Origin of the sequence: Dyadobacter fermentans DSM 18053, from assembly GCF_000023125.1 — a bacterium.
GTDB lineage: Bacteria > Bacteroidota > Bacteroidia > Cytophagales > Spirosomataceae > Dyadobacter > Dyadobacter fermentans.
In genome coordinates, this window is record NC_013037.1 from 1196376 (window position 1) to 1212978 (window position 16603).

Consider the following 16603-nt stretch of genomic DNA (forward strand, 5'->3'; position numbering starts at 1 on the left):
CAATGGGTAAAATCAGGAATTACCGCTGGATCATTGTGGTCCTGCTCTTTCTCGCCACGACCATTAATTACCTCGACAGGCAGATTATCGGCCTGCTGAAACCCATTCTCGAAAAAGAATTCGTGTGGACCGAAACCGATTTTGCTCGCATTGTGATGGCATTCACGGCCGCCTATGCGGTAGGATTGCTCGTATTCGGCTGGCTGATCGACAAGATCGGGACCAAGGCGGGCTACTCGTTCACGATCGTGTTTTGGAGCGTGGCTGGCATGCTGCACGCTGTGGCACGGAGTGCATTCGGCTTCGGTGTGGCGCGGGTAGGGTTGGGGCTGGGGGAGGCCGGTAATTATCCTGCGGCGGTCAAAACGGTGGCCGAATGGTTTCCCAAAAAGGAAAGAGCGCTGGCGACGGGCCTTTTCAACGCCGGCACGAGCATTGGCGTAGTAGTTGCGCTGATCCTCGTACCCTGGATACTGAGCCATTATGGCTGGCAGGAAGTGTTCTGGATCACCGGCGCGCTGGGGTTCGTATGGCTGATTTTCTGGCTGATATTTTACGATATTCCTGTCAAACAGAAACGTCTGAGCAGCGAGGAGCTGCAATACATTCTCAGCGGGCAGGAGCAGGACGAGCATGAGGCGGAAAAGCAGCCGGTGCGGTGGATCAAGCTGTTCACATTTCCCCAAACCTGGGCTTACATCACCGGCAAAGGCCTCATCGATCCGATTTACTGGTTTTTCCTGTTCTGGCTGCCGTCCTATTTCGCTTCCACATTCAACCTCGACCTCAAAAAGCCGAGCTTCGAATTGATGCTGATCTACACCGCCACCACCGTAGGCAGCATCGCCGGCGGGTACTTGTCGTCGTGGCTGATCAAAAGAGGCTGGCCGACGCTCAAAGCGCGGAAGGCGGTATTGCTTGGTTTGGCGGTTTGCGAATTATCCGTGATACTGATCCAGTTTTCCAGCGGTGTGTGGATGGCGGTAGGGCTCATCAGTCTGGCCGTGGCATTGCATCAGGCGTGGGCCACGAACGTGTTCACACTGCCGTCCGATCTTTTCCCAAAACAGGCCGTTAGCTCAGTGGTAGGCATTGGCGGCATGGCCGGGGCGGTAGGCGGCATTCTGTTCCCGATCCTGATCGGCAGCCTGCTCGACAGCTACAAAGCGGCCGGAAATATCCAGGCGGGCTACAACATCATTTTTACAATCTGCGGTTTTACTTATCTTGTGGCGTGGCTGATTATCCATTGGCTCACCCGAACGCCCAAGGTGGTAGAATTAGAAGAATTGCAATGACAACTTTAAGAAGAACCGACTCGGAAGACCCGGATTTCATCACTTTGGTAAAACTGCTCGACGCCGAACTGGCGGAGCGCGACGGCGCCGACCACGGTTTTTATTCCCAATTCAACAAAATCGACAAGATCCGCCACGTCGTGGTATGCTATGAAAACGGCCAGCCCGTCGGCTGCGGCGCGGTGAAGCCATTCGACGACGAGGCGATGGAGGTAAAACGCATGTATGTTTCACCCGCAGGACGCCAAAAAGGCATCGCAAGCCGCGTCTTAGCCGAGCTGGAAACGTGGGCCGCCGAAATGGGCTACACCAAATGCGTGCTGGAAACCGGCAAGCGCCAACCCGAGGCCATCGCCTTGTACGAAAGGCGAGGCTACCTGCGCACACCCAATTACGGGCAATATGTGGGGGTTGAAAACAGCGTATGCTTTGAAAAATCTTTGAATGGCTAGGCAGCCTAGTCCGCCTGCGTAATATGCTTCTTATGCTCCTTGCCCCATTCGATCATAGCGAGGATGATGTTTCCGAATGTTTTGCAGTAGGGTGTGGATTCGTATTCGACCAGCACCGGGGAGTCGGGGTAGACGGTGCGTTTGATGAGCTTGTTCATTTCCATTTCCTTCAATTCCCTTGAAAGCATGCGGGTGGTGATGCCCGGGATGCTTCGTTCGATTTCCCGGAAACGCTTGTTTCCATTGCATATCGAATTGATAATGGGCAACTTCCATTTGCCGCCGATCACGTAAATGGTGTCTTGAAGAGCCTTTACTTCTTCGGCCTGGTTTCTGATTTCCGCTGTCTTTTGCATTGGGGTAGTTGGTATACTCTGTGATACTGATTACAAAGTTATACCAATGAGCGATAGTTTTGTGTCATCAAACATAAAATTTAACTGAGATGACAAACCAAAAGACAATTTTCATAACCGGCACCAGCAGCGGACTCGGCAAACTTACTGCCCGGCATTTTGCCGAAAACGGATGGAACGTCGCCGCAACCATGCGCACCCCCGAGAAGGAAACCGAATTGACGGCCTATCCCAACATCCGCATTTTTAAACTCGATGTAACGGATGTGGCTCAGGTGAAAACAGCCGTGCAACAGGCGATAGATGCCTTTGGGACGATCGATGTGGTGGTTAATAATGCCGGAATGGGGACCTACGGCGCGCTCGAACTCGCGAAAGAGGAAGATATCGACTGGCAGTTCGCTGTGAATGCCCGCGGGCCTATCAATGTGATCCGTGCATTTCTCCCGCATTTCAGGGCTAATAATGGCGGGATGTTTATCAATATCAGCTCGTTTATGGGCATTACCACAGCCGTTCCATTGGGGTCGCTTTATAATATGTCCAAGTTTGCACTGGAAGGATTGATCGAAGGCCTATACTATGAATTGAAACCGATGAACATCGATCTTCACCTGATAGAGCAGGGTGGATCGAAGGGCAACAGTTTCAGGGAGAGCATTGTGTGGAACTCGAACCGGGAAATCACGGCTTACGATGAACTGACTGACAAACTGAAATCGATCATGGCCGGCTCCGACGACAGCGTGCTGGACGATCCGATGGAAATCGTGAACGTGATATTCAGCCTCGCAACGCGTAAAACGAATGCATTCCGCAATGTGATCGGTGCTACGGGAAACCAGCTCATGCAAATGCGCAGCACCATGCCGATTGAAGATTATATGGAAGCGGTGAGCAGGTTTTTCTGAAAAAAAAATGGCGGCCTTAGTCGGCCGCCTGCAACCCACAACAATGAGTGGCACAGCATTAATCTGCGATTACATAATTGTAGTCCTTGACTAATCTTGGGTTAATGGAAACCCGTATTTGTGGTCAGTTATCACACCAACTCATGGAAAACAGCAAATTACTTGCTTGCCCTGGACTTGTTTGCTTTCGCTCCAAAGCCCGGAGATCCGCGTGACGGCCTCCGATTCCTGTAATGTGATAAAAGAGGTTGCAGTCGCGAAAATAACACATTCGGTGTTTACGGCAAAAACTAATCTTCCCAAACTGCCCATTCGAACCGCAACCGAAGCCCCCGGATGTTCCGTGAATACGTGCATTCCCTAGCGTTCACAACCCGGAATTTGAGGTGAGAGCCGCTTCTGGCATGGCTTTTGAGGCCTTTTGGGCATATTATGGAAAGTTTATCTCAGTCAGTCAGTACAGGGAGACTCATCATAGTCGCTTACCGGTTACCTTTCAAGGTTGTCCGGGACGGTGATGTTTCCCGCCTATTTCAAAATTCCGGCGGTCTGGTATCGGCGGTGCTTTCGCTGGTGAAAGATCAGGAAAGTCAGGCCTTCGACGCCCATCAGAAAATCCAGTGGATCGGTTTTTCCGAGAACACGCCCGAAGAGCTAGAAGGGCAGTCCATGGAAAATGAAAATTTCCACGCTCACCCGGTTTTCATCCCCGCCGACCTCAACGAAAATTATTATGAAGGCTTCTGTAACAACCTGATATGGCCGCTGTGCCATTACTTCCCGTCGCTCGCGCAGTTTCACGATGTGTACTTCGCCGCCTATCAGGAAGCGCACCAGCTCTTCTTCGAAAAGGTGAAGGAAGTGATCCGCCCCGGAGATGTGGTTTGGGTGCAGGACTACCAGCTCATGCTCCTGCCGCAGATGATCCGGAGCGCTTTTCCCGAGAATAAAATCGGCTTCTTTTTTCACATTCCTTTTCCTTCGTTCGAGATTTTCAGGCTGCTGCCCGTGACGTGGCGGAAGGCGATTGTCGACGGCATTCTCGGCGCCGATGTGGTGGGTTTTCATACCAACGATTATGTGGAGTATTTCCTGAAAGCGGCGAGACTTGTCTCCGAATTGGGGAATAAATTGCATTACATCAACCTCGGCAACCGGATCGTGAAAGTGGATTCTTTTCCGATCAGCATCGACTTCGATAAATTCAACGACGCCTACGACGATCCCGATGTAACCGCGGCGCGTTCCGACGCCCGGCAGTCGCTCAAAGAGAAGATCATTTTTTCCGTCGACCGCCTCGATTATTCCAAAGGCATCATCCACCGCTTGCAGGGCTACCAGCGCTTCCTCGAACAAAATCCCGAATGGCATGAAAAAGTGTCGTTTGTGATGGTGGTGGTTCCCTCGCGCGACACCATTGAACAATACCAGCAAATGAAGTCGGATATAGACCAGACGGTCGGCAAAATCAGCGCCGATTACGGGACTATTTCCTGGCAGCCGATTGTATACCAATATCGATCGATGCCGTATCATGAACTCGTAGGCATGTACACTGCAAGCGATGTGGCGCTCATTACGCCCGTGCGCGACGGTATGAACCTCGTGTGCAAGGAGTATGTAGCCAGCAGGCAGGATGGTCGCGGCGTGCTGATACTCAGTGAAATGGCCGGGGCTGCCGCCGAGTTGGGCGAAGCGCTGATCATTAATCCACTTGACAGGCAGGATATCGCCGACGCGATCAAGACGGCCTTTGAAATGCCCGACGACGAACAAAACAAAAGAATGGAGGCCATGCGCGAGCGGATCAGAGATTACGACGTATTTGCATGGACCAGTGACTTTTTTACCCAAATGACAATGCTTGAACTAGAACACGACCGCCTGCGCCAGGTTTTCCTGAACAACAAGGGAATCGACGCGATACGGCACGCTTACCAATCGTCCAACAACAGAATCCTCTTTTTCGACTACGACGGCACGCTCGCACCGATCGTGCCCGACCCGGCTCAGGCCATCATGAGCGAGGACATGAAGAAACTGCTCAACGACATTGCGAAACGCGATACCGTGGTGATCGTAAGCGGCCGCGACCGCAACTTTCTCGGCAAGTTGTTCAGTGATCTGCCGGTTCACATGATCGCCGAACACGGCGCGTTGGTGAAAGCCAAGGATTCGGACGAATGGCAGCTGAATGAGGGTTACGAAGAAAACTGGAAGGACGGCATTCGTCCGATGATGCAGATCTACGCAAAACGCTGCCCCGGCGCATTTGTGGAAGAAAAAGAGACTTCGCTGGCGTGGCATTACCGCACCGCCGACGACAAGGAATATGCCAGCCGGCGCGCGCAGGAGCTGCTCTGGCAACTCAAAAATTACATTCAGCCCGAACTCAATTTGCAGGTAATCGACGGTAATAAGGTGGTGGAAGTTAAAAAGACCGCATTCAACAAAGGAACGGCTACCCGCACATTTGTTGAGTCCGGCGACTATGATTTCGTACTGGCTATCGGTGACGATACCACCGACGAGGACATGTTCGAAGCGCTGCCCGAAACGTCGTTTACCGTCAAAATCGGCGACGACCTGTCGGCTGCGCGGAACCACATCCGCAGCCAGGACGAAGTGTTTCATTTCCTTCATTTTATGGTATCGTCGGTAGGCGAGTAGGAGGGGCTTTCGTATTTTAGCGGTTCTATGGAAGAATCGCTAAAATTGCTTGAATCTGTCGTACGTGCCATTTATCCGCTCGACGAAGCTGATTGGAAGGCCTTGTCGGCCATTTGGAAACCGTTTGAAGCGCGGCGCAAGGAAATCATCACGGCGGCCGGAGAAACGGAGCGATACCTGTACTTCGTAACCGACGGCGTGCAGCGCATTTACTACCTCGACGACCAGGACCGCGAAGCGACCATAGCATTTACCTACCGGCCATCATTCGGAGGCATTATCGATTCGGTGCTGATGGAAGTGCCGTCGCGCTACTATTACGAAACGCTCACGCCCTCGCGTTTCATCCGGACACCTTACAGCGATTTCCGCGATGTGGCCATGCAGCGGCCGGCTATCGAGCGAATGCTGCGTGCCGGCATGACGCAGACATTGTCGGGCATTCTCGAACGGTTGGTGGAAGTTCAATGCTTTTCATCGGAAGAAAAGTTCAAAAACCTGCTCAAACGCAGTCCGCACATCCTCCAACTTGTCCCGCACAAATACCTAGCGAATTACCTGGGCATCGACGCGACCAATTTCAGCAAGCTGTTGAATAAGGTGCGGATTTGAAAATGTTGGTTTTTACCAAACATTTCCAGCGCCCGGTTGAGCACTTTTGCATGGTCAAAACAATCGGACACCCATGAAAAAGGTAAACAAGAACGAATTGCTCCAAAGGCTCGACGACCAGGTCGAGCGACATATCGCCGACGCCGTCGCATTGTTTCAAAATCAAAGCGACGAATTCCTTAACCGGCCCTCGGCCACAGGCGGTTGGAGCATTGCCCAATGCCTCGACCATCTCAATAGCTACGGACATTATTATTTGCCCAAAATGCGCGACATGATGAGAGCCGCCGCTCATTCCGGCAAGCCGGATTTCACCAGCACGCGCATCGGCGCCTACTTCACGAAAATGATGGACCCCGAAACGGGGAAACGCAAATTCAAGGCATTCAAAGGGCATATCCCGCATTCGACGCTCGATAGCGCGGAGGTGGTGGCCGAATTTGTCCGCCAGCAGGAGGAACTGCTGCTGCTGTTGCGAGAGGGCACCCGTAAAGATCTGGACGCAATCCGCATCCCGATATCGATCCTGCCGATCATCCGCATGAAAATCGGCGACGTGTTCCAGTTCATCGTCGCCCACAACGAGCGGCATATGCAGCAGGCAAAGCGAAACCTGGTTCCCCAGAGCATTTATTAGCCAGAAATACATCCATGAAAATGGCCGGTGCGGAATTGCTCCGGCCATTTTGCGTACAAAAAAAGCAGTCGCCGGAAAACCGGGACTGCTTGTGCAAAGGGATAGCCGTTAAACGATCAGCAAGTGTTTAGGACAGTGACACGCGGTTTGTCTCATTCATATTTTCGAGTTTGACAAAGTGACAAACATAACCCGCTGAACGCAATGCCAGCTGGATGCGGGTGAAATCGGATAGCTCGGACGTCAGGGTGAGTAAAAACTCCTGAAAATCGTAGGCCCAGTGCTTTACATTCAATTGTTTGAGGCAGTCGTGCAGCTTTTGCAGGGACTTGGTTGCCTTGATATTCGTTCGGAAAAAGATTTTATATGTATTCCCCATTGTTCGTTACGTGAAATTAATGCTCGGTTGTTACCGATTGATTCAGATCGTTGATTTAATAATTCAAAGCTACCACTTATTTAAAATGATTCCAAATAAGTGCACCGGATATTTTTTGTCAAAAAACAAAAAAGCTTCGCAACCATGTTTAAAGTTGCGAAGCTTTTTTGGGAACTCCGATTAGTGCTATATTAAGAATTTATTAGATTTTACAAATCCTGCAAAATGCCGCACAATAATGGCGTCAGGCCCAGTTCTTTTCCAGAAAATCGACCCAGTTGCGCCACATGATGCGCTCGATATCGCTTTCGGAATAGCCGCGCTGGGCGAGTAGGGCAGGGATGGTCTGCAAATCGGCAATCGAGTCGAGATCGCCGGGCGACTGTTCCTTACCATATGCGCCATCGAGGTCGGAACCAATGCCGACGTGCTGCGCATTGCCGGCGATCTGGCAAATGTGATCGATGTGCTGCACAATGTGCTCGATTTTCAGCCCCGTATTCTCCGGCGTCGATTTTCCGCGGACCCAGCCGGGTATCATCATCCAGGCATCGAACGCCATCCCGATCACGGCGCCCCGGTCGAGCAGGACTTTCACCATATCGTCGGAAAACTGGCGGTTATGCGGCGTCACGGCGCGAACGAGGTTATGGCTCGCCCAAACCGGCCCGCGGTACAGGTCCATGGCTTCCCAAAATGCTGTGTCGCACAAGTGGGTAGCATCCAGGATCATGTCGAGCTGGTCCATTTCGCGGAGCAGATCTTTGCCTGTGCCGGTGAGCGGCGCGTCCGAATCAGTCCCGTATGCGTACACGCCCGGTCCGTAATGCGCCGGTCCGATCGCCCGCAAGCCGTAGCCGTACGCGGTTTCCAGGTTTCTGAGGCTCACAAACGAGTCGGCGCCTTCCAGGCTTAGAATGTAGCCAATGGGCAATCCTTCGGTGCTTTCGGCATTTTGCCACAAATGGAGGTGTTCACGAAGGCCGGCCAATCCGGTGATCTGCACCATTTCGCCGGCTTCTTCCATGGCTTTGTACCAGGCCACCTGCGCCTGCGTGATCGCCCACGCCTGCGCCTGCGAGTGCCAGCCGGGGATTTTGCTGTCGGGCTTAATGTAACGGCCGATCTGCGTGGCGACGCAAAGGCCGATATTACCTTTCCGCATTTCAGGAAAGCTCACAACCCCTTTGCCGCGGTCGGGCTTGTCGGTGAGGTGCTTCTCCCGTTCGCGGATCGAATACAAATCTTGTGTCAGGTCCCGGTTCCATTCCACGGCATTCATGGAAAGGTCAAGGTGAGCGTCGAAGAGGAACATGGGTTGAATGATTGAATGATTGAATGATTGAATGAGCCGCTGTGGAATGGGGAATGATTGAATGACTGAATAAAATTTAAATAGAAACTATTCATTCAATCATTCAATCATTCGGTCATTCAAAATTAAACAGTTATGCGCCTGCTTCGCGCGGTGATTTTCCATTCGCCGGTCACGTTGCCGTTTTCGATGACGGTTGCGAAATCGTGTAGGGCTACGGTGGGGCAAATGTGGTAGGGTAGTGCGTAAAAGACATCGCCGATGCGGATCGATTCCCATGCTTCGCTGGTCACTTCCAATACACCGTGCTCTTCGCTTTGGCTGAGCAGCGTGTAGTTGCTGAGGTTAAGCAGCCGCAGGCGGTTTTCGATCGGGTTTTCGGCGGAAATTGCCTTGTGGCCGAGGTCGATAGTAATCACGCCGGCCGCTGGTTTGGAAATGACCCGGGTGAGGATCAAAGCGGCGTGCTCGAACGGCTGGCCATCGAAGCGATCACCGTAACCCCAGTCCCAGAGTACATTCGTGCCCGGGCTGAGATAAACGCCGGGCCGCAGGGCATGGACTGTGAACGAAGGCGATCCGCCCACGATGATCATCGGCTCGTACCCGCATTCGGTTTCGATGCGGTCGAGGAGCGGGAGCACGCGCTCGTACGCCTCGTCGGCCGCCGCCTTGCGATCGGAAAATTCGGGATTGCGGATATGACCGTCGTAGATGTGCACGCCGCCGAATGCCAGGCCTTCCAGCCCGTTTACAAACCGGTAAAGCGATAGCAGCGACTCGTCCGTAGCATGCCCGGTGCGGTTCATGCCATTATTTACGTCGAGAAATACCGTAGAGCGCTGGCCGCGCGCCAGGGAGGCTTCGCTCAGCACGCTGGCCGTTTCCTCGCTATCGATGAGCGACGCGAACGTCGTGTCCGGGAACTGCTCACGCAGTGCGAAAAGGCGGTTGATATTCGGGCCGACGAGCTGGTATGCGATCAGCACCCAGGGCGCTCCGGCTGTCGCCACCATTTCCGCCTCGGCGATCGTCGCGCATTTAAACTTCGTAATGCCGGCAGACAAATGCATCGCCACCACATCAGGGCATTTATGGGTCTTGACATGCGGCACCAGCCGGTCTTTCGACCCGGCAAGGCTCACCATGCTGCGGATGTTGCTTTCGATGCGGCTTTTATAAAAAAGGAGCGAGGGAGAGATCACCTCCTCCGGATTGCTGAGCTGGTACCAGGACATGGGCCTTGATTTGAATGAGTGAATGAGTGAATGAGTGAATGTGTGAATGAGTGAATTTCTGAATTTTGAATGACTGAATGATTGAATGACTGAATGAAGGAATGCTGCAAATATTCACTCATTCGCTCATTCACTCATTCACTCATTCACTAACTAACTACTTCTCCTCCAATTCAAACATCGCCTCAATCTCCACCGGGATGTTATCCGGCAGGGTGCCCATTCCTACGGCGCTTCTTACGCCGATGCCGTTTTCTTCGCCCCATACTTTCGCGAAGAGCTCGCTGCATCCGTTGATGATGAAAGGGTGTTTTTCAAAATCGTCGGTACAGTTGACCATGCCGAGCACTTTGATTACTCTTTTTACGCGGTTCAGGCTGCCGAGATTCGCTTTCAGTGTAGATAAAATGGCGAGGCCGACCTGACGAGCGGCTAGTTTGCCTTTTTCGGCATCCATATCTTTCCCGATGCGGCCGATGATAAGCGTGCCGTCGTCCTGGACTGTACCATGGCCGGAGACATAAACCCAGCGCTTGTCTACGATCAATAATGGTTTATAAACGCCCACCGGTTTCGGTGCAGGCGGAAGGTTCAGCCCGAGGGCTGCGAAGTTGGATTCAGGGGTGTTGTTCATTTTTGGGAATGATTGAATGACCGAATGATTGAATGACCGAATGAAGCACTATTCGATCATTCAATCATTCAATCATTCAAAATTAGTTTTACACGAACAAATTTAGCACTAAAACGCCCAGCAAACCCATTACTGACACAATTGTTTCCATTACCGACCAGGTAAGGATGGTGTCTTTAATGCTGAGATTGAAGTATTCTTTGAAGAGCCAGAAACCGCCGTCGTTGAGGTGGGAGAACATCAAACTGCCTGAGCCGATGGCGAGTACGAGCAGCTCCGCAGGTACGCCCGCATTAGCGAGCAAGGGCGCGAGAATACCTACGGTGGTGAGCCCCGCGACGGTGGCGGAACCCACACAAACGCGGATTACCGCCGCAATAGCCCAGCTGAGCAGGAGCGGGGAGATGTCCATTCCTTTGAGACTTTCGGCGATGAAGGTGCTTACGCCGCTGGCTGTCATGATTTCTTTGAAAACGCCGGCTCCTGCAATGATCAGCAGGATCGTGGATACGCCTTTGAATGCTTCTTCCATCGATTTACCCACCTTTTTCATATTCATCCCGCGTCTCACGCCCAGTGCATAAGCGGCGAAAAGGACCGAAACGAGCATCCCGAAATAGGGCTCGGCCAGCAAGGCGATCAGTTTATTGTCGGGATAAATGCGTTTTACACCCGACATGGTAGTAAGCAGGAACACCGGGAGCAGGGCGGTGATAACGCTAATGCCCAATCCCGGAAGTTCGGAAGCGGGGCGGGGTTTTACATCGAAAAGGTCTTCGTCGGGCTTGGGTTGGAAGCGTTTCAGCGTTTTTCCGAAAATAGGGCCGGCCACGGCAATGGCAGGCAGCGAAACGATCATTCCATACAATAGGGTCTTGCCCAGGTCGGCGTTGAGCTGGCTGGCGATCGCCGCCGGGGAAGGGTGGGGTGGGAGGTAACCATGCGCTACCGACAAAGCAGATAACATTGGAATACCAATATATAATAATGGTAACCGGGCGGTTGCACTGATCATGAAAATCAATGGAATAACAATCACGAAACCAGCATTATAGAACAACGGTATCCCTATCACGAAACCGGCCAGTGCCATACCCCACTGGATATATTTTCGACCGAAAAGGCTGATCAGCGCATCGGTAATGCGTTGGGCCGCCCCACTGTCCGCCACCATCTTCCCTAGCATCGCCCCGAACCCGACGATCAGTACCAGGTCGCCGAGCGTCCCTCCTACACCCTTTTGAATGGCCTTGCTCACCGTGTCCACATCCAGCCCACTCGCCAGGCCGAGGGCGATGGATACGAGCAGAAAGGAAATGAATGTGTCGATTTTGAGCCAGGCAATGAGTAAAATGAGGGCGAGGATCGCAATAAAGGTTAATAGTAAAGGCATAAGTGAAAATTGTCAGAAATTAAGCTTTTGCTAATAAGCTGGAAGAACGCGATTTTTAACGATAGATGCCAATATAGTTTTCCCGCGGATATTTCGGGATGGTAATGGGCGGATAGTCACGCATATACGCCCCGGGGCCCAAAATAGCACAAAAGATAGTTTGTTAGAATGGCTAAAAATGGCGAAATTTGACTTTTTAGTACCAATCTGATTGTATTAATCCGCTGGGCAATTGATATTAACGATTCGCCCACTTTAAATTTTGATTCTTTTCTAATCGTTTATGGCAGAATCTTCTGGTGAAAACATTATCCCGATTAATATCGAGGATGAAATGCGTGGAGCCTACATCGACTATTCGATGTCCGTTATCATCTCCCGCGCTTTGCCCGACGTTCGCGATGGTCTGAAACCCGTTCACAGACGGGTCCTTTATGGAATGGACGATCTGGGCGTGAGTTACAACCGAGCCCATAAGAAATCAGCGCGTATCGTAGGGGAAGTGCTTGGGAAGTACCACCCCCACGGCGACTCGTCCGTGTACAACACGATGGTGCGTATGGCCCAGCCGTGGTCGCTGCGCTACCCGCTTGTCGACGGCCAGGGTAACTTCGGGTCGGTCGATGGGGACAATCCGGCGGCGATGCGTTATACGGAGGCAAGGCTGAAAAGAATTGCCGATGAGCTGTTGGCCGATCTTAACAAGGATACGGTTGATTTTCAACCCAACTTTGACGACTCGCTGAGCGAGCCTTCGGTACTTCCGGCAAAATTCCCCAACCTGCTCGTGAACGGTTCGTCCGGTATCGCGGTAGGGATGGCCACCAACATGGCGCCGCACAACCTCGGAGAGGTCGTAGACGGCGTGCTCGCTTACATTGACAACAACGAAATCACCATTCCGGAACTGATGGAGCACGTAAAAGCTCCCGATTTCCCGACGGGTGGTATCATTTACGGTTACAATGGCGTACGCTCGGCGATGGAAACCGGCCGCGGAAGCATTATTATGCGTTCGAAGGCGCAATTCGAAGTTTCCAAGACCGGCCGCGAGCAGATCATCGTCACCGAAATCCCTTACATGATCAATAAGGCGGCAATGATCGAACGGATCGCGTCGCTGATCAATGACAAGAAACTGGAAGGAATTTCCGACATCCGCGACGAGTCTGACCGCGAAGGTATGCGCATTGTTTTCGACCTGAAAAAAGATGCGATCCCTAATATTGTATTGAACCACCTGTTCAAATACACGCCGCTGCAAACGTCGTTCGGGGTGAACAACGTGGCGCTCGTGAAAGGCCGCCCGGTGTTGCTCAACCTGAAAGATTTGATCAAGCATTATGTGGACCACCGGATTGTGGTAATTACCCGCCGGACGGAATACGAATTGCGCGAAGCAGAAAAACGCGCGCACATTCTGCAAGGCTTGCTGATCGCACTGGATAACCTCGATGCGGTGATCGCATTGATCCGCGCAGCCCGCGATCCTGAAACGGCTAAGACCGGTTTGATGGAGCAATTCGAACTGTCGGAAATCCAGGCGCGCGCGATCCTTGATATGCGCTTGCAACGTTTGACAGGTCTGGAAAGAGAGAAGATCGTGAAGGAATATGAAGAGATCATGATCCTGATCGCCGACTTGAAAGACATTCTGGCCAACGAATACCGCAAATACGAGATCATTAAAACCGAGCTGACCGACATTAAGGAGCGCTACGGGGATGCGCGCAGAACGCAGATCGAATTCTCGGCAGAGGAATTCAGCGACGAAGACATGATTGCCGACGAGGAAATGCTCATTACTATTTCCAAAGAAGGGTATATCAAACGTACGCCGCTTTCGGAATACCGCACGCAAACAAGGGGAGGAGTTGGCTCCCGCGGTGTGAAAACGAAGGATACGGATTTCACCGAGCACCTGTTCTCCGCGACAATGCTCAACTACCTGCTGATCTTCACCGAATACGGTAAGTTGTTTTGGATGAAGGTGTACGAGGTGCCGGAAGGAAGCAAAACTTCGAAAGGCCGCCCGATCCAGAACCTGATCAGCCTCGAAAGCGGCGATTCGATCCGTTCGGTGATCAACGTGAAGACCTTGTCGGATGAGGATTATATCAACAATAATTACCTCATTATGTGTACCGAGCAGGGCACGATCAAGAAGACCTTGCTCGAAGCTTACTCACGTCCGCGTACAAATGGTATCATCGCCATTTCGATCAACGAAGGCGACCGCTTGCTGAACGTGGCGTTAACCAACGGTGATAACGACATCGTGATCGCGTCGGCAGCCGGTAGGGCGGTCCGCTTTAACGAAAAAGGCGTGCGTCCGATGGGCCGTACAGCGGCCGGTGTGCGTGGTATTAACCTGAACGATCCTGATAATAAGGTTATCGGCATGGTTTGTATCAGCCGTGAAGATGCACAGTTGCTCGTGGTGTCTGAAAATGGATTTGGAAAGCGCTCTGCGATAGATAGTTACCGTGTCACCAACCGTGGTGGCAAAGGAGTCTCCACGATGAATGCGACTGATAAGGTCGGTAAGCTGGTGGCCATTCGCGAGGTAACCGAAGAGGACGACCTGATGATCATCACCCGCAATGGTATCGCGATCAGAATGAGCGTACTCGACATCCGCCAGGCCGGCCGTAACACACAGGGTGTGAAGCTGATCCGCCTGAGCAGCTCCGACGAAATCACTTCGGTGACCCGCATTCTGAAAGATCCGGACGAAAAAGCCGAAGAACTGGACGAAGATGGCAACGTAGTAGCTAAACCGGTAGCGCAGGTTGAAGGTGCTTCGGCCGATGATGTAATTGTTTCTGATGATGAGTTGGACGAGGAAGAAGATGTCGCTGACGACGACGAGGAGGAGGATGAAGAGCCTTCCGACGACGCAGAGGCATGATTTTTGTAAAAATTATATTTATTGATTTATATTTAAATCTCGAACAATCAATCACAACCAAAGTTAATATTTATGAAAAAACTGTTTTTAATTTCTGCACTTAGTCTGTTCGGCTGTGCTGCGATGGCGCAGGACGATGCTGTGAACAAGGCTATGGTAGATGGATTGCGTAAGGACAAAGAGAAAAGCGATAAAGATGTAAGCGATCCGAAGGCGAGTGCGAAAGCTTCTTTCTGGATGGAGCGCGCAAAACTTTATGAAAACATAGCTTTGCAAGGTTCCGAAGTAGATTCCAGTGCAGCAAAAACGGCGTTGGAAGCTTATAAAAAGGTTGTGGAGCTGGATGTTACAAAAAAAGGGGAGCCAGGTAAATCTTCGAAAGAAGCGTCCAATGTTTTGGCCGGCGGAGAAGGGACACAGCTTTTCAATGCATTTGTAAAGCAAGGTGCTGAAAAATACCAGGCGAAAAACCTGGGCGGTGCGCTCGAAATGTTCAAGGCTGCACAGGAGATCAATAAAAAGGATACCCTGGCTGCACTTTACGGCGGTATCGCTGCACAACAGCTTGACCAAAAGGACGATGCGAAAGCTTCTTTCGAGAAATATACTGCTAACGGCGGTAAAGACCCCAGCGTTTTCTACGGTCTGGCTCAGCTATATCGCTCAGAAAACAACTTCGACAAAGCGATCGAAACACTGAACCAGGGTTTGGCACAATCGCCAGGCAACAAAGACCTGAAAGCAGAGATCGTGAACATTTTGCTTGCATCTGGCAAGGAAGACCAGGCTATCAAAGAACTCGAAGCACTGGCAGCAGCTGATCCAAAAAACACCCAGAATGTGGTAAATTTGGCTATTTTGTACGATAACATGTACAGAACTGCTACTGACAAGGTGAAACAACTGAGCGCGAAAGCAGGTGCTGGTGCCAATGCAGCAGGAGCCGCTGAGAAAAACCTGGCAGGTGAAAAAGACAAAATTGCCGTATACGATGGTGAGGTGAAGCGTATCAGCGCGCTGATCAAAAAGCAGCCTAAAAATGCAGACTTGAAACGCCAGCTTGCTGATGTAACCGCGAAGAAAAAGGAGAGCACCGAAGCAGTAGCGAAACTGGAAGGCGAAGTGAAAGCCGCACAGGAAGCTGCCAAAGGTCAGGATGTAGCAGGAGCTCAGAAAGAGCTGGAAGAAGCAAAAGCAAAACAGAAAGAAGCGAGCGACAAAGCAGTAGCTAACTATAAGAAAGCACTGGAAATCGACGCGACTAACTACGATGCGCTTTACAACCTGGGCGTTTTCTACTTCAACGAAGCGGTACAGCTGAAAGGCGAAGTGGATAACATGAACATGACCGAATACCAGCAACGTGGTAAAGAAGTTGAAGGTCGTGTTTGTGGTAAGTTCAAAAAAGCAAAACCATACTTCGAAAAAGCAATCCAGGCAAAGGACGAAGCTGAGGCCAAAGACAACCTCACCAACCTGAACGGCGTTCTGGAACAATTCGCTTCGAAGGGAGTGGCTTGTATTGAAGAATAAAATGGAATTGTCGTCGGGGTAGTGCCTTGTGATGATCATAAACGAATAGAGCACCGGGAAACTGGTGCTCTATTCGTTTATGAAAAGCTATTTAACATAATATAAATTATACAACAAGTATGCCATCGAGCTCGAACCTCATAAATTTAGTCAGCGCATTAGAATCGCCCATACCGACCGAGAACCCAGCATTGGAACAATTGGGCAAATGTCGGCCTTGTCTTTTTCATGATTTTACACTGCATATGATTGACTCACAGCTTG

14 protein-coding genes are annotated in these 16603 nt (G+C 51.4%); 8 read left to right on the top strand and 6 right to left on the bottom strand.

The window, feature by feature from the left end; all coding sequences use genetic code 11:
- The first annotated feature begins 2 nt into the window (after positions 1-2).
- Both DFER_RS05010 and DFER_RS05015 read left to right on the top strand, forming a co-directional pair.
- Complete coding sequence (locus tag DFER_RS05010; protein ID WP_015810520.1) at positions 3-1298, top strand: MFS transporter; 1296 nt, start codon at positions 3-5, stop codon at positions 1296-1298.
- Entirely contained in the window at positions 1295-1750 is a 456-nt protein-coding gene (locus DFER_RS05015; RefSeq protein WP_015810521.1) for a GNAT family N-acetyltransferase, read from the top strand. The genes DFER_RS05010 and DFER_RS05015 overlap by 4 nt, the downstream gene beginning before the upstream one ends.
- A 5-nt stretch (positions 1751-1755) precedes the next feature.
- On the opposite strand, the gene DFER_RS05020 is transcribed toward DFER_RS05015, so the two are convergent.
- Entirely contained in the window at positions 1756-2106 is a 351-nt protein-coding gene (locus DFER_RS05020; protein WP_015810522.1) for a winged helix-turn-helix transcriptional regulator, read from the bottom strand.
- Positions 2107-2195: 89 nt separating this feature from the next.
- Between DFER_RS05020 and DFER_RS05025 the strand changes: the two genes are divergently transcribed.
- From DFER_RS05025 to DFER_RS05040, 4 genes are all read left to right on the top strand, one after another.
- Positions 2196-3017 (top strand): SDR family oxidoreductase, encoded by an 822-nt coding sequence (locus DFER_RS05025; protein ID WP_015810523.1) that lies wholly within the window; start codon positions 2196-2198, stop codon positions 3015-3017.
- Positions 3018-3449: 432 nt separating this feature from the next.
- Positions 3450-5687 (top strand): bifunctional alpha,alpha-trehalose-phosphate synthase (UDP-forming)/trehalose-phosphatase, encoded by a 2238-nt coding sequence (locus DFER_RS05030; protein ID WP_015810524.1) that lies wholly within the window; start codon positions 3450-3452, stop codon positions 5685-5687.
- Positions 5688-5714: 27 nt separating this feature from the next.
- Positions 5715-6299, top strand: a complete 585-nt coding sequence (locus DFER_RS05035; RefSeq protein ID WP_015810525.1) for a Crp/Fnr family transcriptional regulator — start codon at positions 5715-5717, stop codon at positions 6297-6299.
- 73 nt (positions 6300-6372) lie between these two features.
- The gene (locus DFER_RS05040; protein ID WP_015810526.1) at positions 6373-6936 is read left to right on the top strand and encodes a DinB family protein; all 564 of its coding nucleotides are present in this window, start codon (positions 6373-6375) and stop codon (positions 6934-6936) included.
- 127 nt (positions 6937-7063) lie between these two features.
- Here DFER_RS05040 and DFER_RS05045 read toward each other — a convergent pair whose 3' ends face one another.
- The 5 genes from DFER_RS05045 to DFER_RS05065 form a co-directional block, all read right to left on the bottom strand.
- Positions 7064-7315 (bottom strand): hypothetical protein, encoded by a 252-nt coding sequence (locus tag DFER_RS05045; protein WP_015810527.1) that lies wholly within the window; start codon positions 7313-7315, stop codon positions 7064-7066.
- Positions 7316-7559: 244 nt separating this feature from the next.
- Positions 7560-8630, bottom strand: a complete 1071-nt coding sequence (locus DFER_RS05050; RefSeq protein ID WP_015810528.1) for a dipeptidase — start codon at positions 8628-8630, stop codon at positions 7560-7562.
- Between the two features lie 125 nt (positions 8631-8755).
- Entirely contained in the window at positions 8756-9868 is a 1113-nt protein-coding gene (locus DFER_RS05055) for a D-TA family PLP-dependent enzyme (RefSeq protein ID WP_015810529.1), read from the bottom strand.
- Positions 9869-10025: 157 nt separating this feature from the next.
- Positions 10026-10502: a RidA family protein gene (locus DFER_RS05060; protein ID WP_015810530.1), complete on the bottom strand. Its 477-nt coding sequence runs from the start codon at positions 10500-10502 to the stop codon at positions 10026-10028.
- An 88-nt stretch (positions 10503-10590) separates the two neighbouring features.
- Positions 10591-11895 carry a gluconate:H+ symporter gene (locus DFER_RS05065; protein WP_015810531.1) on the bottom strand — a complete coding sequence of 435 codons (1305 nt, stop codon included), beginning with the start codon at positions 11893-11895 and terminating at the stop codon, positions 10591-10593.
- A 283-nt stretch (positions 11896-12178) separates the two neighbouring features.
- Between DFER_RS05065 and gyrA the strand changes: the two genes are divergently transcribed.
- Positions 12179-14806, top strand: a complete 2628-nt coding sequence (gene gyrA, locus DFER_RS05070) for a DNA gyrase subunit A (protein ID WP_015810532.1) — start codon at positions 12179-12181, stop codon at positions 14804-14806.
- Positions 14807-14878: 72 nt separating this feature from the next.
- Positions 14879-16339 carry a tetratricopeptide repeat protein gene (locus DFER_RS05075; protein ID WP_015810533.1) on the top strand — a complete coding sequence of 487 codons (1461 nt, stop codon included), beginning with the start codon at positions 14879-14881 and terminating at the stop codon, positions 16337-16339.
- The last annotated feature ends 264 nt before the right edge of the window (positions 16340-16603 follow it).

What these genes read in the sequence shown, in the direction of transcription:
- DFER_RS05050 (WP_015810528.1), bottom strand. Translation starts at nt 8,630, where the DNA reads ATGTTCCTCTTCGACGCTCACCTTGACCTTTCCATGAATGCCGTGGAA.
- DFER_RS05010 (WP_015810520.1), top strand. Translation starts at nt 3, where the DNA reads ATGGGTAAAATCAGGAATTACCGCTGGATCATTGTGGTCCTGCTCTTT.
- DFER_RS05015 (WP_015810521.1), top strand. Translation starts at nt 1,295, where the DNA reads ATGACAACTTTAAGAAGAACCGACTCGGAAGACCCGGATTTCATCACT.
- DFER_RS05055 (WP_015810529.1), bottom strand. Translation starts at nt 9,868, where the DNA reads ATGTCCTGGTACCAGCTCAGCAATCCGGAGGAGGTGATCTCTCCCTCG.
- DFER_RS05065 (WP_015810531.1), bottom strand. Translation starts at nt 11,895, where the DNA reads ATGCCTTTACTATTAACCTTTATTGCGATCCTCGCCCTCATTTTACTC.
- DFER_RS05040 (WP_015810526.1), top strand. Translation starts at nt 6,373, where the DNA reads ATGAAAAAGGTAAACAAGAACGAATTGCTCCAAAGGCTCGACGACCAG.
- DFER_RS05045 (WP_015810527.1), bottom strand. Translation starts at nt 7,315, where the DNA reads ATGGGGAATACATATAAAATCTTTTTCCGAACGAATATCAAGGCAACC.
- DFER_RS05075 (WP_015810533.1), top strand. Translation starts at nt 14,879, where the DNA reads ATGAAAAAACTGTTTTTAATTTCTGCACTTAGTCTGTTCGGCTGTGCT.
- gyrA (WP_015810532.1), top strand. Translation starts at nt 12,179, where the DNA reads ATGGCAGAATCTTCTGGTGAAAACATTATCCCGATTAATATCGAGGAT.
- DFER_RS05035 (WP_015810525.1), top strand. Translation starts at nt 5,715, where the DNA reads ATGGAAGAATCGCTAAAATTGCTTGAATCTGTCGTACGTGCCATTTAT.
- DFER_RS05020 (WP_015810522.1), bottom strand. Translation starts at nt 2,106, where the DNA reads ATGCAAAAGACAGCGGAAATCAGAAACCAGGCCGAAGAAGTAAAGGCT.
- DFER_RS05025 (WP_015810523.1), top strand. Translation starts at nt 2,196, where the DNA reads ATGACAAACCAAAAGACAATTTTCATAACCGGCACCAGCAGCGGACTC.
- DFER_RS05060 (WP_015810530.1), bottom strand. Translation starts at nt 10,502, where the DNA reads ATGAACAACACCCCTGAATCCAACTTCGCAGCCCTCGGGCTGAACCTT.
- DFER_RS05030 (WP_015810524.1), top strand. Translation starts at nt 3,450, where the DNA reads ATGGAAAGTTTATCTCAGTCAGTCAGTACAGGGAGACTCATCATAGTC.